This window comes from Kitasatospora sp. NPDC058406 (assembly GCF_042722765.1).
Lineage (GTDB): Bacteria > Actinomycetota > Actinomycetes > Streptomycetales > Streptomycetaceae > Kitasatospora.
Window position 1 is genome coordinate 1 of record NZ_JBHXKE010000078.1, and the last position, 22,707, is coordinate 22,707.

Annotated in this window: 21 protein-coding genes; 16 read left to right on the plus strand and 5 right to left on the minus strand. The window is 73.3% G+C overall.

The genetic code is table 11. The annotated features are described in order from the left end of the window. Positions 1 to 123: 123 nt before the first annotated feature. Positions 124 to 1,341: a hypothetical protein gene (locus ACFWOG_RS17385; protein WP_329952047.1), complete on the plus strand. Its 1,218-nt coding sequence runs from the start codon at positions 124 to 126 to the stop codon at positions 1,339 to 1,341. Here ACFWOG_RS17385 and ACFWOG_RS17390 read toward each other — a convergent pair whose 3' ends face one another. Beyond that, positions 1,342 to 2,670, minus strand: a complete 1,329-nt coding sequence (locus ACFWOG_RS17390; protein ID WP_380359352.1) for a DUF2252 domain-containing protein — start codon at positions 2,668 to 2,670, stop codon at positions 1,342 to 1,344. It abuts the gene before it with no gap. 189 nt (positions 2,671 to 2,859) lie between these two features. Between ACFWOG_RS17390 and dnaE the strand changes: the two genes are divergently transcribed. Next, the gene (dnaE, locus tag ACFWOG_RS17395; RefSeq protein ID WP_329952049.1) at positions 2,860 to 6,393 is read left to right on the plus strand and encodes a DNA polymerase III subunit alpha; all 3,534 of its coding nucleotides are present in this window, start codon (positions 2,860 to 2,862) and stop codon (positions 6,391 to 6,393) included. A gap of 122 nt (positions 6,394 to 6,515) precedes the next feature. Here dnaE and ACFWOG_RS17400 read toward each other — a convergent pair whose 3' ends face one another. Further along, complete coding sequence (locus tag ACFWOG_RS17400; protein WP_329882125.1) at positions 6,516 to 7,403, minus strand: LysR substrate-binding domain-containing protein; 888 nt, start codon at positions 7,401 to 7,403, stop codon at positions 6,516 to 6,518. A gap of 72 nt (positions 7,404 to 7,475) precedes the next feature. Here ACFWOG_RS17400 and ACFWOG_RS17405 point away from each other — a divergent pair, with 72 nt between their 5' ends. From ACFWOG_RS17405 to ACFWOG_RS17430, 6 genes are all read left to right on the plus strand, one after another. Next, positions 7,476 to 8,378 (plus strand): dihydrodipicolinate synthase family protein, encoded by a 903-nt coding sequence (locus ACFWOG_RS17405; RefSeq protein WP_380359356.1) that lies wholly within the window; start codon positions 7,476 to 7,478, stop codon positions 8,376 to 8,378. A gap of 112 nt (positions 8,379 to 8,490) precedes the next feature. Then, a complete protein-coding gene (locus ACFWOG_RS17410; RefSeq protein WP_329952051.1) occupies positions 8,491 to 9,519 on the plus strand; it encodes an aspartate-semialdehyde dehydrogenase in 1,029 nt (342 codons plus the stop codon). Positions 9,520 to 9,775: 256 nt separating this feature from the next. After that, positions 9,776 to 11,041 (plus strand): NYN domain-containing protein, encoded by a 1,266-nt coding sequence (locus ACFWOG_RS17415; RefSeq protein ID WP_380359360.1) that lies wholly within the window; start codon positions 9,776 to 9,778, stop codon positions 11,039 to 11,041. A gap of 86 nt (positions 11,042 to 11,127) precedes the next feature. Then, the gene (locus tag ACFWOG_RS17420) at positions 11,128 to 12,126 is read left to right on the plus strand and encodes an ABC transporter ATP-binding protein (RefSeq protein WP_329882120.1); all 999 of its coding nucleotides are present in this window, start codon (positions 11,128 to 11,130) and stop codon (positions 12,124 to 12,126) included. Beyond that, the gene (locus tag ACFWOG_RS17425; protein WP_380359363.1) at positions 12,123 to 12,935 is read left to right on the plus strand and encodes an ABC transporter permease; all 813 of its coding nucleotides are present in this window, start codon (positions 12,123 to 12,125) and stop codon (positions 12,933 to 12,935) included. Before ACFWOG_RS17420 ends, ACFWOG_RS17425 begins: the two co-directional genes overlap by 4 nt. Before the next feature lie 76 nt (positions 12,936 to 13,011). Continuing rightward, a complete protein-coding gene (locus tag ACFWOG_RS17430) occupies positions 13,012 to 13,815 on the plus strand; it encodes a hypothetical protein (protein WP_380359366.1) in 804 nt (267 codons plus the stop codon). A 44-nt stretch (positions 13,816 to 13,859) separates the two neighbouring features. Here the strand turns inward: ACFWOG_RS17430 and ybaK are convergent, their stop codons facing one another. From ybaK to ACFWOG_RS17445, 3 genes are all read right to left on the minus strand, one after another. Then, positions 13,860 to 14,354, minus strand: a complete 495-nt coding sequence (gene ybaK / locus ACFWOG_RS17435; protein WP_355401558.1) for a Cys-tRNA(Pro) deacylase — start codon at positions 14,352 to 14,354, stop codon at positions 13,860 to 13,862. A 66-nt stretch (positions 14,355 to 14,420) separates the two neighbouring features. Further along, complete coding sequence (locus ACFWOG_RS17440) at positions 14,421 to 15,149, minus strand: LON peptidase substrate-binding domain-containing protein (protein WP_329882115.1); 729 nt, start codon at positions 15,147 to 15,149, stop codon at positions 14,421 to 14,423. A gap of 106 nt (positions 15,150 to 15,255) precedes the next feature. Beyond that, positions 15,256 to 16,836 (minus strand): oxidoreductase, encoded by a 1,581-nt coding sequence (locus ACFWOG_RS17445; protein ID WP_380359371.1) that lies wholly within the window; start codon positions 16,834 to 16,836, stop codon positions 15,256 to 15,258. A 93-nt stretch (positions 16,837 to 16,929) separates the two neighbouring features. Here ACFWOG_RS17445 and hisD point away from each other — a divergent pair, with 93 nt between their 5' ends. The 8 genes from hisD to hisF are packed head-to-tail and all read left to right on the plus strand — an operon-like array spanning position 16,930 to position 22,705. After that, positions 16,930 to 18,237, plus strand: a complete 1,308-nt coding sequence (gene hisD, locus ACFWOG_RS17450) for a histidinol dehydrogenase (protein WP_329882113.1) — start codon at positions 16,930 to 16,932, stop codon at positions 18,235 to 18,237. After that, entirely contained in the window at positions 18,234 to 19,334 is a 1,101-nt protein-coding gene (locus tag ACFWOG_RS17455; RefSeq protein WP_380359374.1) for a histidinol-phosphate transaminase, read from the plus strand. The genes hisD and ACFWOG_RS17455 overlap by 4 nt, the downstream gene beginning before the upstream one ends. Before the next feature lie 6 nt (positions 19,335 to 19,340). Next, a complete protein-coding gene (hisB, locus tag ACFWOG_RS17460) occupies positions 19,341 to 19,934 on the plus strand; it encodes an imidazoleglycerol-phosphate dehydratase HisB (RefSeq protein ID WP_329882111.1) in 594 nt (197 codons plus the stop codon). Then, positions 19,931 to 20,083, plus strand: coding sequence for a hypothetical protein (locus ACFWOG_RS17465; RefSeq protein ID WP_329882110.1), 153 nt, complete (start codon positions 19,931 to 19,933; stop codon positions 20,081 to 20,083). Before hisB ends, ACFWOG_RS17465 begins: the two co-directional genes overlap by 4 nt. 34 nt (positions 20,084 to 20,117) lie before the next feature. Then, positions 20,118 to 20,753, plus strand: a complete 636-nt coding sequence (gene hisH, locus ACFWOG_RS17470; RefSeq protein WP_329882109.1) for an imidazole glycerol phosphate synthase subunit HisH — start codon at positions 20,118 to 20,120, stop codon at positions 20,751 to 20,753. Positions 20,754 to 20,775: 22 nt separating this feature from the next. Further along, complete coding sequence (gene priA, locus ACFWOG_RS17475; RefSeq protein ID WP_329952054.1) at positions 20,776 to 21,501, plus strand: bifunctional 1-(5-phosphoribosyl)-5-((5-phosphoribosylamino)methylideneamino)imidazole-4-carboxamide isomerase/phosphoribosylanthranilate isomerase PriA; 726 nt, start codon at positions 20,776 to 20,778, stop codon at positions 21,499 to 21,501. Continuing rightward, positions 21,498 to 21,938, plus strand: coding sequence for a Rid family hydrolase (locus ACFWOG_RS17480; RefSeq protein ID WP_329882107.1), 441 nt, complete (start codon positions 21,498 to 21,500; stop codon positions 21,936 to 21,938). The genes priA and ACFWOG_RS17480 overlap by 4 nt, the downstream gene beginning before the upstream one ends. Then, the gene (gene hisF / locus ACFWOG_RS17485; protein ID WP_329882106.1) at positions 21,935 to 22,705 is read left to right on the plus strand and encodes an imidazole glycerol phosphate synthase subunit HisF; all 771 of its coding nucleotides are present in this window, start codon (positions 21,935 to 21,937) and stop codon (positions 22,703 to 22,705) included. Before ACFWOG_RS17480 ends, hisF begins: the two co-directional genes overlap by 4 nt. Positions 22,706 to 22,707: the final 2 nt, after the last annotated feature.

Genomic DNA, 22,707 nt, shown 5'->3' on the forward strand with positions numbered 1-22,707 from the left:
CGCCTTCGTCGTGCACGACGAAGGCGGCCGTGCGGTGGGGCGGTGAGGGGAACGGCCTGGAGGCCGGCACCGTCGAGGTGGTCTGCGCCGTGGTGGATGTGATGTGGAGGGGAGGATGGGGGGATGGTGATGAGTGAGGGGCGGTATGCGCCGGCGGCGACGCTGGCGGGGCTGGTGCAGCGAGGGCGGGGGCTGGGGGCGCGGATGGCCGTCGAGGATCCTGCGGCCGCTGCCGAGATCGTCTACGGCTGCGTCCGGTGGGACTGGCGGTGGGACTCGGTCGACCAGCGGGGGCTCTATCTGGCCCGGCTGGTGAGGGACTTGGAGCTGCCGCTGGGGCCGGTGGCGGAGGGGCTCGGCGCGGGGGAGGAAGCGAGCGGGCGAGCCGCGCGGGTGTTGGCGCTGCTCGCGCTGGACGGGTCGGGGGAGGCCCGGGAGTCGCTGCGGGAGTACGTGGAGGAGGGGGAGCACTGGGTCGCGGCGCTGGAGGAGATGGCGCACCGGTGGCCGGTGGAGTGGTGGGACGACCTGGCGGAGACCGGGCGGGAGCGGGCGGAGCGGGACCCGGAGGACCGCTGGGGGGAGCCGTGGTACCGGTGGGAGCTGGCCGGGCCCGGGCCGGTGCACGGGCCCCGGGAGCGGAAGCCGTTGGCGGACGTCGACAACGCCGGGCTGTTGGAGCTGCTGGCGGATCCCGGGGAGTCGGAGGAGCGCAGGACCGCCGCGCTCGACGTGATCGACGACCGGGGTCCGGAGCCCGGGGTGATCCCCCTGGTGCCGTCGCTGGGGACGGCGGACGGGACGTACGTCCTGTGGCCGCTGATCGGGGTGGTCGAGAAGCTCGGGCCCCTGGCGGTGCCCGCCGCCCGGGAGTGGGCCGCCGTCACGGAGCCCGGATGGCTGCGGTTGCTGGGTCACGCGGTGCTGGCCGGGCACGGGACGGCCGAGGACGTTCCGGTGCTGGTCGCCGACCTGGAACGGGACTGGGTGGAGCGGCGGTGGTGCGGGCCGATGAGGACGGCCGACGGGCTGCGGCGGTTCGGGACGGCGGCCCGGGACGCGGTGTCGCTGCTCCGGCGGTTCTGGTTGTGGACGCCGCACTCGTACGAGCGCGTGCGCTACCTGGAGGCGCTGGCGGAGATCGATCGGACGGGCCTGGACAAGGTGTACCTGGAGTGTCTCTGGGACTGTGAGGCCGGGGCCCGGCTGCTCGGGGCGCGGCACGCGCCGGACCGCGCGGACGTCAGGGAGCGGCTCGCGTACCTGCGGGACGACGCGCTGGAGGAGCCCGAGGTCAGGGCCGCCGCCGGGGAGCGGCTGGCGGCCCTGACCGGCGGGTGATCAGAGGCCGGGGATGCGGCCGTTGCGGTAGAGGTCCACGAAGAGCTGGTGGTCGGCGCGGGCCCGGGCGCCGTAGGCGTGGGCGAAGTCGACGAGCATCGCGGTGAAGCCGGCCTCGTCCCGGGCGAGGGCTTCGTCGATCGCGTGCTCGGTGGAGAACGGCACCAGGGTGTGGCCGCTGGAGGACTCGTCGGCCGCCGCGTGCATGGTGGCGGTGGCCCGGCCCAGGTACCTGGTCACGGCGAGCAGGTCGGGCAGTTCGTTGAGGTCGGTCCAGTCGAGGTCCGTCGCGTACGGGGAGACCTCGGCGACCAGCTGGCCGCGGCCGCGCAGCGTCGTGTACCCGAGCCACGGGTCGCTGTGGGACTGGAGGGCGCGCTGGGAGATGACCGTGCGGTGGCCCTCGTGCTCGAAGTAGTCGGCGATGGTGGGATCGGTGACGTGGCGCGAGACGGCCGGCGTCTGCCCCTGCTTCATGTAGATGATCACGTCGTTCTCCAGGGCGTCGGTGTGCCCTTCGAGCAGGAGGTTGTACGACGGCAGGCCGGCCGAGCCGATGCCGATCCCCCGGCGGCCGACGACGTCCTTGACCCGCAGCGCGGCCGGGCGGGTGCGGGAGGCCGGCGGCAGGGTGGTCAGGTAGTCCTCGAACGCGGCCAGCACCTCGGTCTTGGTGGGCTCGTCGAGTTCGATCGCGCCGCCGCCGAGGCGGAAGCGGCGGTCGTAGCCCTCGACGACGGTGTCGCCGTCGAGGAGCGAGACCCGGGTCCGCACCCGGGCCTGCCGGAGGGTGTCGAGGACCGGGCCGGTGGTGGTGTCCAGGGTGTACGGGTCGGCGTCGCCGGTCGTGACGTGGGCGGAGATCCGGGCCCGGTAGGCGGTGGCGAAGGCGGTGACCAGCTCGGTGATCGTCGCGTCCGAGAGCGCCTTGGCGTAGCCGATCAGCGCGAGGGAGGCGGCGAGCCGCTGGACGTCCCAGGTGAAGGCGCCGACGTAGGCCTCGTCGAAGTCGTTGACGTTGAAGACCAGGCGGCCCTCGGCGTTCAGGTAGGTGCCGAAGTTCTCCGCGTGGAGGTCGCCGTGGATCCAGACCCGGCTGGTGCGCTCGTCGAGGAACGGCGCGCCGAAGGACGCGAACGGCTCGGTGGTGAGGTCCGCGTAGTAGAGGCCGGCGGTGCCCCGGTAGAACGCGAAGGCGGACGCCGCCATCTTCCGGAACTTGACCCGGAACGCCGCCGGATCCTGGGCGAGCAGGTCGCCGAAGGCTGTTTCGAAGACGCTGAGTACCGTTTCGGCACGGTCGGTGGCGGTGGGCTGCTGGTGAGGCATGGGCGATCCTTCGGGGCGCGGCGCGTGGCCGGAGGCGGGTGCGTCCGGAGGCTAGAGTAGGAGCGTGAACGCGTGAGTGCTGGTCCGGGCCCCGGGAGTGGCTCGGGCCGCAACTGTTTCCAGGCGCACTGCCCGTGACCTGCGCGTTCGCCGGCCAGCCAGACAGCACGAGCCTCCGGAGGCCCCGCCTTGAGCGACCAGCCGTACGCGCATCTGCACGTCCACACCGAGTACTCGATGCTGGACGGTGCCGCCCGGCTGAAGCAGTTGTTCAAGGAGGTCGAGCGGCTGGGGCAGACCCATGTCGCGATGACCGACCACGGCAACATGTACGGCGCGGCCGAGTTCCACAAGCAGGCCACCGCCGCGGGCATCACCCCGGTGATCGGGATCGAGGCGTACGTCGCCCCGGAGTCCCGGTCCAACACCAAGCGCATCCTGTGGGGCCAGCCGCACCAGAAGAAGGACGACGTCTCGGCGTCCGGCGCCTACACCCACAAGACCATCTGGGCCCGGAACAGGGAGGGCCTGCACAACCTCTTCAAGCTGACCTCGCGCTCGTACGCCGAGGGCTGGCTCGTGAAGTGGCCCCGGATGGACAAGGAGATCATCGCCGAGCACGCGGCCGGCCTGATGGCCACCACGGGCTGCCCGTCCGGCGAGGTGCAGACCCGGCTGCGGCTGGGCCACTTCGACGAGGCGGTCAAGTCCGCCGCCGACTACCAGGACATCTTCGGCAAGGAGAACTACTTCCTTGAGCTGATGGACCACGGCCTGGACATCGAGAAGCGGGTCCGGGACGGGCTGTTGGAGATCAGCAAGAAGCTGAACATCCCGCCGGTGGTCACCAACGACTCGCACTACACCACCGAGAGCGACGCCGGCGCCCACGACCTGCTGCTCTGCGTGCAGACCGGCAAGAACCTCTCCGACCCGGACCGCTTCCGCTTCGACGGCACCGGCTACTACATCAAGTCGGCCGCCGAGATGTACGGGCTGGACTCCTCGGACGCCTGGCAGGAGGGCTGCCGGAACAGCCAGCTGCTGGTCGCCTCCCGGGTCGACACCGCGGGCATGTTCGAGTTCAAGAACCTGATGCCGCGCTTCCCCATCCCGGAGGGCTTCGAGTCCGAGGCGGACTTCTTCAAGTCCCAGGTGTGGAAGGGCATGGACTGGCGCTTCCCCGAGGGTTACGACGAGGAGCACAAGAAGCTCGCCGAGTACGAGATGGACACCATCATCCAGATGGGGTTCCCGGCGTACTTCCTCGTGGTCGCCGACTTCATCATGTGGGCCAAGGAACAGGGCATCGCGGTGGGCCCGGGCCGTGGTTCGGCGGCCGGCTCGCTGGTCGCGTACGCGATGGGCATCACCGACCTCGACCCCATCCCGCACGGTCTGATCTTCGAGCGCTTCCTCAACCCCGAGCGCATCTCCATGCCCGACGTCGACATCGACTTCGACGAGCGCCGGCGCGGTGACGTGATCCGGTACGTGACGGACAAGTGGGGGTCCGACAAGGTCGCCATGATCGTCACGTACGGCACCATCAAGGCGAAGGCCGCCATCAAGGACTCCTCGCGGGTCCTGGGCTACCCGTACGCGATGGGTGACCGGATCACCAAGGCGATGCCGCCGGACGTCATGGGCAAGGGCATCCCGCTGTCCGGCATCACGGACACCAGCCACCCGCGCTACGGCGAGGCCGGTGAGATCCGCGGGCTGTACGAGACCGACCCGGACGTGCGCAAGGTCATCGACACCGCGCGCGGCATCGAGGGCCTGATCCGCCAGCCCGGCGTGCACGCCGCCGGCGTCATCATGTCCGCCGAGCCGCTGACCGACCACATCCCGGTCTGGACCCGGCACACCGACGGCGTCACCATCACGCAGTTCGACTACCCCACCTGTGAGGGCCTCGGCCTTCTCAAGATGGACTTCCTCGGCCTGCGCAACCTGACGATCATGGACGACGCCGTCAAGGCGATCGAGAAGAACAAGGGCATCAAGATCAACCTGCTTGATCTGCCCCTGGACGACAAACCGACCTACGAGCTGCTGGCGCGCGGCGACACGCTCGGCGTCTTCCAGCTCGACGGCGGCCCCATGCGCTCGCTGCTGCGCCTGATGAAGCCCGACAACTTCGAGGACATCTCCGCGGTGCTGGCGCTGTACCGGCCCGGTCCGATGGGCGTCAACTCGCACACCAACTACGCGCTGCGCAAGAACGGCCAGCAGGAGATCACCCCGATCCACCCGGAGCTGGAGAAGCCCCTGGAGGAGATCCTCAAGCCGACGTACGGCCTGATCGTCTACCAGGAGCAGGTGCAGAAGGCCGCGCAGATCCTGGCCGGCTACTCGCTCGGCCAGGCCGACCTGCTGCGCCGCGCCATGGGCAAGAAGAAGAAGGAGATCCTGGAGGCGGAGTTCGTCCCCTTCCAGCGGGGCTGCCGCGAGCACGGCTACTCGGACGCGGCGATCCAGGCGGTCTGGGACGTCCTGGTCCCCTTCTCCGGCTACGCGTTCAACAAGGCGCACACGGCCGGGTACGGGCTGGTCTCGTACTGGACGGCGTACCTCAAGGCCAACTATCCGGCCGAGTACATGTCCGGCCTGCTGACCTCGGTCAAGGACGACAAGGACAAGTCGGCGGTCTACCTCAACGAGTGCCGCAAGATGGGCATCCAGGTGCTCCCGCCGGACGTCAACGAGTCGGACTCCGACTTCACCCCGCACGGGGACACCCTGGTCCGCTTCGGCCTGACCGCCATCCGCAACGTCGGAGGGCCGGTCGTCGAGTCGATGATCCGGACCAGGAAGGCGAAGGGGAAGTTCGTCTCCTTCCCCGACTTCCTGGACAAGGTGGAGTCGGTGGTCTGCAACAAGCGGACCGTGGAATCGCTGATCAAGGCGGGTTCGTTCGACTCGCTCGGGCACACCCGCAAGGGCCTGACCGCGCAGTTCGAGCCGATGATCGACAACGTGGTCGGGGTCAAGCGCAAGGAGGCCGAGGGGCAGTTCGACCTCTTCGGCGGCGACGCGGACGCCGACGAGCCGAGCTTCGGGCTGGACGTCGTCTTCTCCGAGGACGAGTGGGAGAAGTCGTTCCTGCTGACCCAGGAGCGGGAGATGCTCGGCCTGTACGTCTCCTCGCACCCCCTGCACGGCATCGAGCACGTGCTCTCCGACAAGGCGGACTGCGCGGTCGCCGACCTCGCCGAACGGCCGGACGGCACCATCGTCACCATCGGCGGCATCATCTCGGGCCTCCAGCGGAAGATGACCAAGCAGGGCAACGCCTGGGCGATCGCGACGGTCGAGGACCTGGCGGGCTCGATCGACTGCATGTTCTTCCCGGCCAGCTACCAGCTGGTCTCCTCGCAACTGGTCGAGGACGCGGTGGTGTTCGTCCGCGGCAAGCTGGACAAGCGGGAGGACGTGCCGCGGCTGATGGGGATGGAGCTGTCGGTTCCGGACCTGTCCAACGCGCACGCCGACGCGCCGATCATCATCAACATCCCGAGCGTGAAGGTGACGCCGCCGCTGGTGGCCAGGCTCGGCGAGGTGCTGAGCAGCCACCGGGGGACGACCGAGGTGCGGGTGCGGCTGGAGGCGCGGGACAGGACGACCGTGCTGCGGCTGGACCGGCACCGGGTGAAGTCGGATCCGGCGCTGTTCGGGGACCTGAAGCAGCTGCTCGGGCCGAGCTGCCTGGCCGGCTGACCGGCCCTGGCCTCCTGACCGGCTGACCGGCCCTTGACCGACCGGCCGTGCCGCGGCCGGCCCGGTGCGGCCGCGGGCCGAGCGGGGCGTCCACCCTTCCGGGGGTGGGCGCCCCGGCGCGTTCAGGCCGAACCGCGCAGCCCCGGCGGGACGGCGGTGTACAGGGCCGAGACGAACGCGGAGATCGCGGGGTGGGCCCCCGCGCCGGCCCGGAAGGCCGTCCGGGTGCGGCGGTACATCGGCAGCCGGGTGAGGGTGACGCCGGGCGGCGGCTCCGCGGTGCCGAGGTGGGGCACCAGGGCCACGCCCTGACCCGCCGCGACCAGGGCGAGCACGGTGGCGAAGTCGTCGATCTGGTGGCGGATCCGGGGCGCGAACCCGGCGCTCTCGCAGGCCCGGACGGCCATCGTGTGGCAGAGGGTGCCGGCCGGGGCGAGGATCCAGGGCTCGGTGCGCTGGTCGGCCACGCTGCCCGGACCCCGGGCCGCGAGGTACATCGGCTCGGTGAAGACCGGCCGGGTCACCGCCAGCCCCGGCTCCGGATCGGCCGGGACCAGGTCGTACTCGTGCACCAGGGCGACGTCCAGCTCCCCGGCGCGCAGCGCCGCCGCCACGGCGGCCGGGTCGACCTCGGTGACCATCGGCTCCAGCCCCGGGTGCCAGCCGGCCAGTTCGGCGAGCAGGGCGGGGATGATCGCACGGGCCGCCGACGGGTAGGTGCCGATCCGGAGCGGGCCGGCCAACCCCTCACGGGCGTGGGCGAGTTCGGCGTCGGCCTGTTCCAGCCGCTCCAACACCGCCTCGGCGTGCCGGACCAGGTTCAGACCCGCCGGGGTGAGGGCGACCCGGCGGCCGGTGCGTTCGAGGAGCGGGACGCCGGCCTCCTTCTCCAGGACGGACAGTTGCTGGGACACCGCCGAGGGGCTGAACGAGAGCGCCTCGGCGACGGCGGCGATGGTGCCGAGGTGGGCCAGTTCGCGCAGCAGGCGCAGGCGTCGGACGTCGAGCATCGGCTCAGCTTACGAGAAGCCTCGGAAATGTGAACTGGACCTGTGCGATCGGCCGGCCGCAGGATCGTCGTCATGGAACACACCACGGCTCTCCACGGCATCCACGTCCCGCTGATCACCCCCTTCGCGGCCGACGGCTCGGTCGCCCTCGACGCGCTGGAGAAGCTGGCCGGCTCGCTGCTGGACGCCGGCGCGGCCGGGCTGGTGGCCCTCGGCACCACGGGGGAGCCGGCCACCCTGGACGACGCCGAGCGGCGCGCGGTCGTCGAGGTCTGCGCGGCGGTCTGCGCCGACCGGGGCGCCCGGCTGCTGGTCGGCGCCGGCGGGCCGGACGCCCGGGCGTCCGCGGCGGAGCTGGCGGGGCTCGCCGGGCGGGTGCCGGGCGTGACCGCCGCGCTGGTCACCGTGCCGTCCTTCGTGCGGCCCGGCGAGGCCGGGACGGTCGCGCACTTCCGGGCGCTGGCCGAGGCGAGTTCGGTACCGCTGGTCGTCTACCACATCCCGTACCGGACCGGGCAGGACCTGTCGGCCGGCGCGCTGCTGGAGCTCGCGGCCCTGCCGGGCGTGGTGGGCGTGAAGTACGCCACCGGCGGGGTGGACCAGGCCGCGGTGGAACTGCTCGCCGCCGCGCCGGAGGGGTTCGCGGTGCTGTCGGGGGAGGACGCCTTCCTCTCGCCGCTGCTGGCCCTGGGCGCCGCCGGCGGCATCCCCGCCGCCGCCCACCTGGCCACCGCGCGCTTCGTCGAACTGGTGGAGGCGTGGGAGGCCGGGGACGCGGCACGCGCCCGTGCGCTGGGCCACCGGCTGACCGGGCTGGCGCTCGCCGCCTTCGCGGCGCCGAACCCGTCGGTGGTGAAGGGCGTGCTGCACGCGCAGGGGCGGATCCCGACCCCGGACGTCCGGCTGCCGCTGCTGCCGGCCGGGCCGGCCGAGGTAGCGCGGGCCCTGGAGCTGGCCACTGGTCTGGACCACTGAGGGGTCCGGGCCTCTCACACCGTGGAATACCAGGCCGGATTCCGCCCGTGACAAGGCATGATGGGCGGAGTGTTGCGGCTGTGAACAGCACGATCAAGAGGAGTAGTCGGAAATGAAGATCGGCATTGTCGGGGCCACCGGTCAGGTCGGCGGCGTGGTCCGCGAGATCCTGGCGGAGCGGAACTTCCCGGTGGAGCAGCTGCGGCTGTTCGCCTCGGCCCGTTCGGCCGGACGCACCCTGCCGTGGCAGGACACCGAGGTCACGGTCGAGGACGCGGCCACGGCCGACTACACCGGCCTGGACATCGTGATCTTCTCCGCCGGCGGCTCCACCTCCAAGGAGCTCGCCCCCAAGGCCGCCGCCGCGGGCGCCGTCGTCATCGACAACTCCTCCGCCTGGCGCCGCGACCCCGACGTCCCGCTGGTCGTCTCCGAGGTCAACCCGCAGGCCATCGCCGACCGGCCCAAGGGCATCATCGCCAACCCGAACTGCACCACCATGGCCGCCATGCCCGTGCTGCGCCCGCTGCACGACGAGGCAGGACTCGCCGCCCTGGTCGTCTCCACCTACCAGGCGGTCTCCGGCAGCGGCGTGGCCGGCGTGGCCGAGCTGCAGGACCAGGCCGCCAAGGTGGTCGACGGCGCCTCCGCGCTCGCCCACGACGGCTCCGCGGTCGAGTTCCCCGAGCCGCAGGTCTACAAGCGCCCGATCGCCTTCAACGTGCTGCCGCTGGCCGGCGCGATCGTCGACGACGGCTCCAACGAGACCGACGAGGAGCAGAAGCTCCGCCACGAGAGCCGCAAGATCCTCGGCATCCCCGGCCTGAAGGTCGCCGGCACCTGCGTGCGCGTCCCGGTCTTCTCCGGCCACTCGCTGCAGATCAACGCCCGCTTCGAGCGTCCGATCAGCCCCGAGCGGGCCGCCGAGCTGCTCGCCGGCGCCCCCGGCGTCGAGCTGAGCGAGATCCCCACGCCGCTCCAGGCCGCCGGCCGCGACCCGAGCTTCGTCGGCCGCATCCGTGCCGACGAGACGGTCGAGAACGGCCTCTCGCTGTTCGTCTCCAACGACAACCTGCGCAAGGGCGCCGCGCTCAACGCCGTCCAGCTGGCCGAGCTGGTCGCCGCCGAACTCAAGGGCTGACCCGGGGGCCGGGCACCCGGCACCACCGGTACGAAGGGCCCCGCCGAGCCGGCGGGGCCCTTCGACCTGTTGCGGGACCGCGACGGACCGCCGAGGTTCGGCCGGCGAACCAGGGGGAAAAGGTGACCCAACGATCGGGCGGTTGCGGGCACCCCCTCACCCCCTCCCCGCCCGGGAGCCGGGCGGACCGCGCCCACCACGGAACCGCCGCCCCCGGCGGAGCCGGACCCCGAGGGCGAGCGGAACGAGGTGCGCGATGGACCGCTGTGTCGTCCTGGTGGACGCCGGATACCTGCTGGGCGCCGCCGCCAGCCTGCTCGCCGGAGACCCGTCGCGGTCCAAGATCTCCGTCGACCACACCGCGCTGATCGCCGCCCTGCGCGAGCGGGCCGAGGCCGAGACCGGCCTGCCGCTGCTGCGCATCTACTGGTTCGACGCCGCCCCCGAGCGGCGCCCGATGCCGGAGCACCGCCGCCTCCGGGTCCTGCCCCGGGTCACCGTCCGGCTCGGCGCGCTCACCCGGGCCGAGGGCCGCTGGGTGCAGAAGGGCGTCGACGCGGCGATGCACGCCGAGCTGTCCGAACTCGCCCGCAACCGGGCCTGCGCCGACGTCGTCCTGATCACCGGGGACGGGGACCTGCTGCCCGGCATGATGTCCGCCAAGGAACACGGCGTCGTCGTCCACCTCTGGGCGCTCCAGGCCGCCGACGGCGACTTCAACCAGTCCGAGGACCTGGTCGGCGAGGCCGACGAACGGCGGGTCCTGGACCGCGAGTGGATCGAGGGCTCGTTCAGCCTCCGCGAGACCTCCGCCGTCTTCCCCGCTCCCGGCCCCCGCCACGAGATCGTCAAGATCCTCGCCGCCCCGCCCACCGCGCCCCCCGCCGCCCTTCCCGGCACGCTGCCCGGCACGTTGCCCGCCGCCGCGTCGGCCGCCGTCCGCCCGGCCGCAGGCGCTCCCGCTCCCGCCCCCGCCGCCGTCCCGGTGGCCAACGGCCGACCGCAGTCGGCCACCGCGCTCAAGGTCGTCCCCACCCCCAAGGACCTCGCCGGGCGCAGCGTCGACCGGCCGGCCCCCGCGGCCCACCACCAGCAGGCCGGTCCGGTGCTGCGCTGGTCCTCCGACCGCGGCTGGGTCGACCGGCCCGTCCCCGAACCGGCCGTCACCGCCGGCGACGGCCTGCCCACCCTCGCCCAGCTCACCACCGCCGAACAGCGCTGGGCCGACCGTGAGGAGGACATCACCACGATCGGCGGCGACGCCCACGAGGTCGGCCAGGTCTTCGCCCGCCGATGGACCGGGCGGCTCGGTGACGTCGAACGGCTCACCGTGCTCTGGCCCGACTACCCGCGCATCCCGCACCGGGTCGACGGCGAGCTGCTCCGCTACGCCGCCCGGTTCGGCCTGCTCGCCCACAAGGACGACCAGATCGACGAGCACGACCGGTACGCGATCCGGGCCGGCTTCTGGAAGGAGCTCGCCGCCCGCGTCCCCGGTGGGGAGCTGGTCGTCGACGACTGACCTGCCGGGACGACTGACCTGCGAAGGGGTGGCGGAACGGGCCCCCTTGTCCGGTTCGCCGGTTGCACCGCGTAGAGTCGTCGGTCGTGAGCGAGACGGCCGGGCGGGCACCCCAGAAGACCTCGCCGTGCTGCGCCGTGCGCGACCTCGTGAGGACGTACCGCGCCGGGCGCGGCGCCGCCGCCACCGAGATCCGGGCCAACGACGGCATCACCCTGACCGTTCGGCAGGGGGAGATCTTCGGGCTGCTCGGACCCAACGGCGCCGGCAAGTCCACCCTGGTCCGCCAGCTGACCGGGCTGCTGCGGCCCGACTCCGGTTCGATCGAGCTGCTCGGCCACGACGTGGTCAAGCACCCCGAGCGGGCCGCCAGGCTGCTGGGCTACCTCGGGCAGGAGTCGACCGCGCTGGACGAGCTGACCGTCGCCCTCGCCGCCGAGACCACCGGCCGGCTGCGCGGCCTCGGCCGGGCGCAGGCCCGGGCGGCGGCCGACGAGGTGATCACCGAGCTGGCGCTGGAGCCGCTCGCCCACCGGCCGCTCGCCAAGCTCTCCGGCGGCCAGCGCCGGCTCGCCTGCTTCGCCGCCGCCCTGGTCGGCGACCGGCCGCTGCTCGTCCTCGACGAGCCCACCACCGGCATGGACCCGATCGCCCGCCGGGCCGTCTGGGCCGCCGTGGAGCGGCGCCGGGCCGAGCGGGCCGCGACCGTGCTGCTGGTCACCCACAACGTCATCGAGGCGGAGACCGTGCTGGACCGGGTCGCCGTGGTCGACGACGGCCGGATCATCGCCTGTGACACTCCGGGCGGCCTCAAGGCGCTGGTCGACGGCGACGTCCGGCTCGACCTGGTCTGGCGGGACGAGGCGCCGCTCGGCGTCCCCGCCGTGGCCGCGCTCGCGGAACGGGCCGAGCGCACCGGCCGCCGCTGGACCGTCCGCACCACCCCCGAGCAGGCCCGCGAACTGGTCGCCGCCGTCACCACCGGCCCGGCCTTCGCGGCCCTGGACGACTTCACTCTGGCCACCCCGAGCCTTGAGGACGCGTACCTCAAGCTGGGCGGCCGCCACGGAGGACTGGCCAAGTGACGCTGCTCTCGGCTCCGCCACGGACCGCACCGGCCACGGGCGGCGGGCCCGCCCCGCTCGCGCCGGCGGCCCGGCTGCTGCCCGCCCTCGCCGCGGTCTACCGGGCGCAGCTGGCGCGGGCCCGGGTGGCGCGGATCCCGCTGCTGTTCGTGGCCACCTTCCAGTCGCTCGGCATCCTGGTGATGATGCGGGGCGTGGTCGACGCCGGGCAGACCTCGGCCGCCCGGTACGTGGTGGCCGGCTCCAGCGTGCTGGTGGTCGCGTTCGTCGCGCTCAACCTGCTCGCCCAGTACTTCGGCCGGCTGCGGGCCACCGGCGGCCTCGACCACTACGCGACGCTGCCGGTGCCGGCCGCCTCGGTGGTGCTCGGGGCGGCCGCCGCGTACGCCTCGTTCACGCTGCCCGGGACGCTGGTCACGGCGGGCGCGGGCGCCGTCATGTTCGGGCTGCCGCTCGGACAGCTGTGGGTGCTGCTCGCGGTGGTGCCGCTGGCCGGTGCGGCGCTCTCCGGGCTCGGAGCGATCTGCGGGCTGCTCGCGCCCCGGCAGGAGCTGGCCACCATGCTCGGGCAGCTCGGCATGTCGGCCGCGCTGCTGCTCGGCGTCCTGCCGGTCGACCACCTGCCGCAGCCGGTGCTCTGGATGCGCGACCTGCTCCCCTCCACGTACGGGGTCGAGGCGTTCGCACGGACCTTCGAACCGGACCCGGACTGGGCGGCGGTGCTCGGCGACCTGGCGGTCTGCGCCGGGGTGGGCGTGGCGTCGCTGGCGGCCGCCACGTGGGCCTACCGGCGGGCGACCCGGCGGTAGGCGCGGCCCGCACCCGCCGGGCCGGGGTGCGCGGGTGGCGCGGTCGCCGCGGCGGCGGTCGTGAAACGATGGCACCGTGACCGTACCGAACACACCTCCGGATCCCGCGCGAGCCGACGCCGACGCCGTCGCGGACGCCGTTCCCGATCCGTACGCGCCGCCGCGGGCCCCGGCGCCGGGTTCCTACCCGGTGCTGGACCTGGTCTCCGCGAAGCGGTCGAACGAGCCCTCCCTGCAGCGGCTGGCGCCCGAGCTGCGGATCGGTGCGATCACGGTCCTGGCCTGTCTGGTGCTGGGCGTGGCGATGGCCGGGCTGTGGGCCTGGCTGGCGCCCAAGGTGCCGCTGGTGGTGGACGGCAACAAGATCCTCTACGGCGACCCGGAGGGGGAGCAGCGGGCCGGCGCGGACAGCGTCTTCGTGCTGATCGGGCTGGGCATGGGCGTGCTGACGGCGCTCGGGGCGTTCCTGGTCACCCGCAAGCGCGGCGGCGGGATCGCCGTCGCCCTCGGGCTCGCCGTCGGCGGGCTGCTCGCCTCGGTCGGCGCCTGGGGGCTGGGACGCTGGCTCGGGCCGAGCCGCGACCTGATCGCGGAGGCCCGGCGGGTCGGGAACGGCGGGCACTTCCGGGCGGACATCGACCTCGGTGCGTACGGGGCGGTGCTGGCCTGGCCGATGGCGGCGATGGTGGTGCTGCTCGCGCTGTCGGCGGCGTTCGGGAAGCGCGAGGAGGACCCGCCGCCGTACTGGGCGGGGCCGTACGGCGCGCCGGTGCCCCCGGAGGGCGCGGGGCAGGCGTTCCCGGGACACCCGGAGCATCCGGGGCCGGTGCCGCCGGTGGACGCCCGGCCGCTGCCGCCGGAGGACGGGCGGCGGGGCTGACTCCCCCGGGCGCTCCCCGGGCGCTCCCGGGGCCCTGAGGGGCCTCAGCGGGTGATCGGGGCGGTGCGCGCCGCGGTGAGGGTGATCAGGTCGGCCGGGGCCAGCTCGACCTCCAGGCCCCGGCGGCCGGCCGAGACGTAGACGGTGGGATGGGCGAGCGCGCCGTCGTCGACGACGGTGCGCAGCGGACGGCGCTGACCCAGGGGGGAGATGCCGCCCAGGACGTAGCCGCTGCTGCGTTCGGCCGCCGCCGGGTCGGCCATCACGGCGCGCTTGCCGCCGACGGCGGCGGCCAGGGCCTTGAGGTCGAGCCGGCCGGCGACCGGGACGACGCCCACGGTGAGGACGCCGTCGACGTCGGCGACCAGGGTCTTGAAGACCCGGTCGGCCGGGACGCCGAGGGCCTCGGCGGCCTCGCCGCCGTAGGAGGCGGCGGCCGGGTCGTGCGCGTAGGCGTGGACGGTGAACGGCACGGCGGCGGTCTCCAGGGCGACGGTGGCAGGGGTGCCCTGGCCGCCCTTCTTCGGCTTCTTGGCCATGTGCGGGTCTCCGGTGGACGGGCTGCCCGGTCCCGGGGCCGCCCGGGTCGGGCCGGCCCGGGCCGGTCAGTTGGGGCTGAAGGACTGGCGGGTGAGGTCGGCGGCGGGCAGCGAGGGGAGCCAGCCGAGCACGGCCGTCTCGCGGCGGAGCAGGTCGAGTTCGAGGCGCAGCCGCTGGGCGTTGTCGGGGGAGGCGAGCAGCTTCTGCTTGAGCGGGGTCTCCAGGACGGTCGCGGCGGCGACCAGGTAGGAGAGCACCTGGGGGTCGTCGGGCAGCTCCTGGCGGCCGACGGTGCTGGCCTCGCGGGCGCCGGCCAGGCGCTTCTGGTACGTCCGGAAGGCGCGTTCGACCTCGGAGGCGAGGGCGCCGGAGCCCTCCCCGGTGCGCTCCTCGATCGGCTCGGCCTCGCCGGTCAGGTACGGGCCGCCGGTGTCGGCCGAGCGGAGCCGGAACCGGGTGGTGCCGGTGACCAGCAGCTCGTACCGGCCGTCCGGCTGGGGCTGGACGGAGGTGAGGTCGGCGACGCAGCCGATGTGGTGGAGCGCCTCCAGCGGGTCGCCGGTGACGGTGCCGAGGCCGTTCAGCGGGCCGGCCGGGCCGTCGTCGGGGCGGACCGGGGCGACCTCGCGGCCGTCCTTGATGGCCAGCACGCCGAACCGCCGGGGCTGGTCCTCGGGCAGGGCGAGCAGGTCGGCGACGAGACGGCGGTAGCGCTCCTCGAAGACGTTCAGGGGCAGCACCAGGCCCGGGTAGAGCACGGTGTTCAGCGGGAAGAGGGGCAGCCGTTCTGTCACGGCGGACAGCGTAGTTCCCCGGGGCGGGCGGGCGCCCGGGGGTTACCGGCACGGGGCCCCGGCCGGGTGCCCCCACCCGTCCCGGGGGCCCGTGCCGGGGCCGGTTCTAGCCGCGCTGGAGCATCCGGCTGGCGCCGGCGGCGACGGTGGTGGCGAGCACCCACCCGACGATGACCAGGCCGGCGGCCACCCACTGGGAGGTCCCGCCGGGGTTCCAGCCCTGCTGGCCGAGGTCGACCACGGGCAGCAGCTGGCCGAGCGCGTAGAGCACCGGGTTCCAGTGCGGCCGCTCGTCGGCCTTGAGCGGCTGCAGCTCGTGGGTGGCGAAGTAGAGGCTGCCGAGTGCCCAGGCGAGCAGCAGCCAGAGGGCGGCCCGGTTGGGGCGGAAGCCGTAGCCGACGGTGGCGTCCTGGATCCGGCCCCAGATCCGGGACGGCAGCGGCAGGGTCTGCCGGCGGCGGCGCTGCTTGGCGTAGAGCACCTCGCGGGCGTCGTCGTCGGCGCCGTCCCGGCGCAGGGCGGCGGCCAGCTGCTCGTACGACTCGGGTTGGAAGTCGACCGAGGAGCCCTCCAGCCAGGCGATCCGCTGCCGGACGGTGAACGGCACGGCCGGGCGCAGGCACTCGTAGGTGAAGCCGGTGAGGCCCAGGTGGCGGCCGTGCGGCCAGGCCTCGGGGGAGTCGACCAGGTTGCCGATCCGCGCGCGGGAGAGCGAGACCGGCCCGGTGGGCGGGGTGCGGCAGGTGAACCGCAGCTCGGGGGTCTGGATCCGGCGCAGCGCGAGCTCGTCCCCCTCCCCGAGGTGGAACTCGGCGCCGGAGATCAGGCAGGCGTTCTCGAACCGGCCGTCGGAGAGCCGGACCCGGCCGTACGCGCGGAACGGGGTGCTGGAGGCGCTGGGCGGGATGACCTGGCCGTAGCCGGAGCCGTAGTAGGACCGCGAGTCGGTCCAGCCCCGGTCCGCCGAGCTGCTCAGGTACAGCGTGTGGCCGACGGTTATTCGCGGGGCGTTGAGCGCGTTGGGGTTCTCCGGGACGGCCTGCAGCCGGGCGCCGCGCAGCGAGAACCGGCCGCCGATCCGGGCGGTGCGCAGGCTGATCTCGCCGACGGCCTCCAGCCGCTCGGCCTCGAAGTCCTGGCTGACGGCGAGGCCGTCGGCGGACAGCGCCCGGCCGAACCGGTCGCCGCCGAGCACGGCCTGGTTGAGCAGCAGGTCGGTGCCGATCCGGGCGTCGGTGAGCCGGACCCCCTGCGGGAAGCGGCAGCGGGCCAGGTGCAGGTCGCCGGAGGTGGCGAGCCGGGAGGCCTCCAGGCGCGGGATCAGGCAGCCGACGAAGCGCACCGTGCCCGCCTCGGCCTCGGACATCAGGACCTTCTGCTCGAACCGGCACTCGTGCAGTTCGACGTAGTGGCTGATGGTGCCGCCGGCCAGCCGCAGCGGGCCGGCGATCAGGGCGCCGGTCAGCTTGAGCGAGGCGACCCGGCCGGAGACGGCGGTGGGCCCGTCCAGCAACAGCCGGGAGAGCACCTCGGCGCGGACGGTGCGCCCGGGCCCCCAGTCGGCGTCGCCGAACGGGTCGTCCTGCTCGGCCGCGCCGACCCGCAGGTCGTGGATCCGGCCGTGCCGGAACGCGTGCCAGAGCCCCTGCTCGGTCACCGTCCAGCCGTCGGGTGCCCGTTCGGTCATGGTTCCCCCCTGCTTCCCCCGGTCGTCTCGCTCTTCGTATCACGGACTGAAATGCGGGGCCGCCCGTTCCGGCCACTCCTTACACTGGGTGGCGTGATCTCTCGAATCGACCTCCGCGGCTCGCTCGACGACCCGCGTGACCTGCTGCCCCGTGCCGAGTTCGACGTGGCGGCCGCCCTGGAGACGGTGCGGCCGATCGCCGAGGACGTGCACCATCGGGGCGTACAGGCGCTGATCGAGATCACCGAGCGCTTCGACGGCGTGCGGCTGGAGACCACCCGGGTCCCCGCCGAGCAGCTCGCCGAGGCCCTGGAGACGCTCGACCCGAAGGTGCGCGCCGCACTGGAGGAGTCGATCCGCCGGGCCCGCACGGTGCACGCCGACCAGCGCCGCGAGGGGCACACCACCCAGGTGGTGCCCGGCGGCACGGTCACCCAGCGCTGGGTGCCGGTGGACCGGGTCGGGCTGTACGTACCGGGCGGCCTGGCGGTCTACCCGTCCTCCGTTGTGATGAACGTGGTGCCGGCCCAGGAGGCCGGTGTCCGCGGCATCGCGGTCACCTCGCCGCCGCAGAAGGCCTTCGGCGGCCGCGTGCACCCGACCATCCTGGCGGCCTGCGCGCTGCTCGGCGTCACCGAGGTGTACGCGGTCGGCGGCGCCCAGGCGGTCGCCATGTTCGCGCTCGGCACCGAGGAGTGCGAGCCGGTGAACATGGTCACCGGCCCCGGGAACATCTACGTCGCCGCCGCGAAGCGCTACTTCGCCGGCCGGATCGGCATCGACTCGGAGGCCGGCCCGACCGAGATCGCCGTCCTCGCCGACGACAGCGCCGACCCGCGCGAGGTCGCCGCCGACCTGATCAGCCAGGCCGAGCACGGCCCGACCTCGGGTTCGGTGCTGGTCACCGACTCGCCCGAGCTGGCCGAGGCGGTGGAGGCCGAGCTGAAGGTGCAGGTCACCCGGACCCGGCACAGCGAGCGGGTCGCCGAGGCCCTGGGCGGCCGGCAGTCCGGCGTCATCCTGGTCGACGACCTCGACCAGGGCCTCGCGGTGGTCGACGCCTACGCGGCCGAGCACCTGGAGATCCAGACCCGGGACGCCCACGCGGTCGCCGCCCGGGTCCGCAACGCGGGCGCGATCTTCATCGGCCGGTACACGCCGGTCTCGCTCGGCGACTACGCCGCCGGCTCCAACCACGTGCTGCCCACCGGCGGCTGCGCCTGCCACTCCTCGGGCCTGTCCGTGCAGACCTTCCTGCGCGGCGTGCAGGTCGTCGAGTACGACCGCGAGGCACTGGCCGGCATCGCCGCGCACGTCGTCACCCTGGCGGACGCCGAGGACCTGCCCGGTCACGGCGACGCGATCAAGGCCCGATTCGACTGGAGTGTGCCGGGCGCGTGAGCACCATCGACTCCCTTCCCATCCGCGACGAGCTGCGCGGGCAGTCCCCGTACGGCGCGCCCCAGCTCGACGTGCCCGTCCAGCTGAACACCAACGAGAACCCGTACCGGCTCCCCGAGGAGCTGGTGGCCCGGATCGCCGAACGGGTCGCCGAGGCCGCCCGCGGCCTCAACCGCTACCCGGACCGGGACGCGGTCGAGCTGCGCGAGGGCCTGGCGGCCTACCTGACCCGCACCACCGGCTTCCCGGTCGCCCGGGCGAACGTGTGGGCCGCGAACGGCTCCAACGAGGTGCTCCAGCAGCTGCTGCAGACCTTCGGCGGCCCCGGCCGCACCGCGCTCGGCTTCGAGCCCTCCTACTCGATGCACGCCCTGATCTCCCGGGGCACCGGCACCGGCTGGATCTCCGGGCCGCGCAACGAGGACTTCACCATCGACCTCGACGCGGCCGTCGCCGCCATCGCCGAGCACCGGCCGAACGTCGTGTTCGTCTGCTCGCCGAACAACCCGACCGGCACCGCCGTCGAGGCCGACGTCGTGCTGCGGCTGTACGAGGCCGCGCAGGCCGCCCGGCCCAGCCTGGTGGTGGTCGACGAGGCGTACGTCGAGTTCTCGCACCGGGACTCGCTGCTGGAGCTGATCGAGGGCCGCCCCAACCTGGTGGTCACCCGCACCATGTCCAAGGCCTTCGGCGCCGCAGGGCTGCGCCTGGGCTACCTGGCCGCCGACCCGGCGGTGGTGGACGCGGTCCAGCTGGTCCGCCTGCCCTACCACCTGTCGGCCGTCACCCAGGCCACCGCGCTGGCCTGCCTGGAACACACCGACACCCTGCTCGGCTACGTCGGCCGGCTCAAGGCCGAGCGCGACCGGCTGGTCGACGCCCTGCGCGGGCTCGGGCTGGAGGTGACCGACTCGGACGCCAACTTCGTCCAGTTCGGCCGCTTCGCCGACACCCACGCCGTCTGGCAGGCCATCCTCGACCACGGCGTCCTGGTCCGTGACAACGGCGTCCCGGGGTGGCTGCGCGTCACCGCCGGCACCCCCGCCGAGAACGACGCCTTCCTGGACGCCGTCGCCAAAGTGATCAAGGAGCTGTAACCCCGCATGACCCGCATCGGACGCGTCGAACGCACCACCAAGGAGACCTCGGTCCTGGTCGAGATAGACCTCGACGGCACCGGGAAGACCGACATCTCCACGGGCGTCGGCTTCTACGACCACATGCTGGACCAGCTCGGCCGGCACGGACTCTTCGACCTCACCGTGAAGACCGAGGGCGACCTGCACATCGACACCCACCACACCATCGAGGACACCGCCCTCGCCCTCGGCGGCGCCTTCAAGCAGGCCCTCGGCGACAAGGTCGGCATCTACCGGTTCGGCAACTGCACCGTGCCGCTGGACGAGTCGCTCGCGCAGGTCACCGTCGACCTCTCCGGCCGCCCCTACCTGGTGCACACCGAGCCGGAGACGATGGCGCCGATGATCGGCACCTACGACACCACCATGACCCGGCACATCCTGGAGTCCTTCGTGGCCCAGGCGCAGATCGCCCTGCACGTCCACGTGCCGTACGGGCGCAACGCGCACCACATCGTGGAGTGCCAGTTCAAGGCGTTGGCCCGGGCGCTGCGCTACGCCGCCGAGCGCGACCCGCGCGCGGCCGGCATCCTCCCGTCGACCAAGGGTGCGCTGTGAGCAAGTCTGCGATCGTCCTTCTCTTCGTCGGCCTCTTCCTGGCCGGCGGCGTGATCTCGTTCTGGAAGCAGAAGATCCCGAAGGGCGTCATCGTGGTGCTCGCGCTCGGCTCGGTGATGTGTCTCGTCTCCGGCCTGATGCGCCTGTAATCCGTCGAGCGACCGAAAGACTGGACACCTGAACATGGGCAAGAACGTCGTCGTGCTCGACTACGGCTCCGGCAACCTCCGCTCGGCCCAGCGCGCCCTGGAGCGCACCGGGGCGAACGTCACCGTCACGTCCGACTTCCGGACCGCGATGGACGCGGACGGCCTGCTCGTCCCCGGCGTGGGCGCCTTCGAGGCCTGCATGCGCGGGCTGAGGGCCGTCCGCGGTGACTGGATCATCGGCCGCCGGCTCGCCGGGGGCCGCCCCGTCATGGGCATCTGCGTCGGCATGCAGATCCTCTTCGAGCGGGGGGTCGAGCACGGCGTCGAGACCGCCGGCTGCGACGAGTGGCCGGGCACCGTGGAACCGCTGGAGGCGCCGGTCGTCCCGCACATGGGCTGGAACACCGTCGACGCCCCCGCGGACGGCCGGATGTTCGCCGGCCTCGACGCCGACACCCGCTTCTACTTCGTGCACTCCTACGCGGTGCGCAGCTGGGAGCTGGAGGTCCACAGCGCGCGGATCAACCCCCCGCTGGTGACCTGGGCCACCCACGGCGAGCCGTTCGTGGCGGCCGTCGAGAACGGTCCGCTCTGGGCCACCCAGTTCCACCCGGAGAAGTCCGGCGACGCCGGCGCCGCCCTGCTGACCAACTGGGTCAGCACCCTCTGACGATCTGAGAGTTGCCAACACTATGAGCCGCCTCGAACTGCTCCCCGCCGTCGACGTCCGGGACGGCCAGGCCGTCCGCCTGGTCAAGGGCGCCTCCGGCACCGAGACCTCCTTCGGCGAGCCGCTCGCCGCCGCCCTCGCCTGGCAGAGCGCCGGCGCCGAGTGGCTCCACCTGGTCGACCTCGACGCCGCCTTCGGCACCGGCTCCAACCGCGAGCTGCTCCGCGAGGTCACCGCCGCCCTCGACATCAAGGTCGAGCTGTCCGGCGGCATCCGCGACGACGAGTCGCTGGCCGCCGCGCTCGCCACCGGCTGCACCCGGGTGAACCTCGGCACCGCCGCCCTGGAGAGCCCCGAGTGGGTCGCCAAGGTCATCGCCGAGCACGGCGACAAGATCGCCGTCGGCTTGGACGTGGTCGGCACCACCCTGCGCGGCCGCGGCTGGACCCGCGACGGCGGACAGCTCTTCGACGTGCTGGCCCGCCTCGACTCCGAGGGCTGCGCCCGGTACGTGGTCACCGACGTCAACCGCGACGGCACCCTGACCGGCCCCAACCTGCAGCTGCTGCGCGACGTCTGCGCCGCCACCGACCGCCCCGTGGTCGCCTCCGGCGGCGTCTCCTCGCTGGACGACCTCCGGGCGATCGCGACGCTGGTCGGCGAGGGAGTCGAGGGCGCGATCGTCGGCAAGGCACTCTACGAGCAGAAGTTCACCCTCGAAGAGGCCCTGGAGGCAGTGTCCCGATGAGCGAACCCCCGGCCGCGCGGCGGCTCGACCGAGTACCGGGCTCCTTCCCCCAGGAGGAGGAGTTCGGCTTCTCCCGAGCCGTCGCGGCCGGGGACTTCCTCTTCGTGTCCGGCGCCACCGCCCTCGACGTCGACGGCGTCGTCCACCACGAGGGCGACCCGTACGGGCAGACGCTCGCCGCCTTCGGGACGGCGCGCGAGGCCCTCGAACGGTTCGGCCTCACCCTCGCGGACGTGGTCCGCACCCGGATGTACGTGACCCACGCCCGGGACTGCTCCGAGGCCGGCCGCGCCCACAAGTTCCTCTTCGACACGGTCCGTCCGGCCGCCACCATGGTGGTGGTCGAGGGCCTGGTCGACTCCCGGATGATGGTCGAGGTCGAGATCGACGCCTATCGTGCCGGGCTCGCCAAGACTCTGGAAGGCAGACAGCAGTGACCCTCGCAGTACGTGTCATCCCTTGCCTGGACGTCGACGCCGGCCGCGTGGTCAAGGGCGTCAACTTCCAGAACCTGCGGGACGCCGGCGACCCGGTCGAGATGGCCAAGCTCTACGACGCCGAGGGTGCGGACGAGCTGACCTTCCTCGACATCACCGCCTCCTCCGGCGACCGCGAGACCACCTACGACGTGGTGCGCCGCACCGCCGAGCAGGTCTTCATCCCGCTCACCGTCGGCGGCGGCGTCCGCGCCGTCGAGGACGTCGACAAGCTGCTCCGGGCCGGCGCCGACAAGGTCGGCGTCAACACCGCGGCCATCGCGCGGCCGGAGCTGGTCCGGGAGATCGCCCGGCGGTTCGGCCGTCAGGTGCTGGTCCTCTCGGTCGACGCCCGGCGCTGCCCGCCCGGTACCGAGACGGAGTCGGGCTTCGAGGTCACCACGCACGGCGGGCGCCAGGGCACCGGCCTGGACGCCGTCGAGTGGGCCGGGCGCGCCGCCGAGCTGGGCGCGGGCGAGATCCTGCTCAACTCGATGGACGCGGACGGCACCAAGGACGGGTACGACCTGGAGCTGATCCGGGCCGTCCGCAAGACCGTCTCGGTGCCGGTGATCGCCTCCGGCGGCGCCGGGAAGCTCGCCGACTTCGCCCCGGCGGTGGAGGCCGGTGCGGACGCGGTGCTGGCCGCCAGCGTCTTCCACTTCGGCGACCTGCGGATCGGCGAGGTCAAGAACGCGCTGCGGGAGGCCGGGCAGCCGGTCCGCTGAGG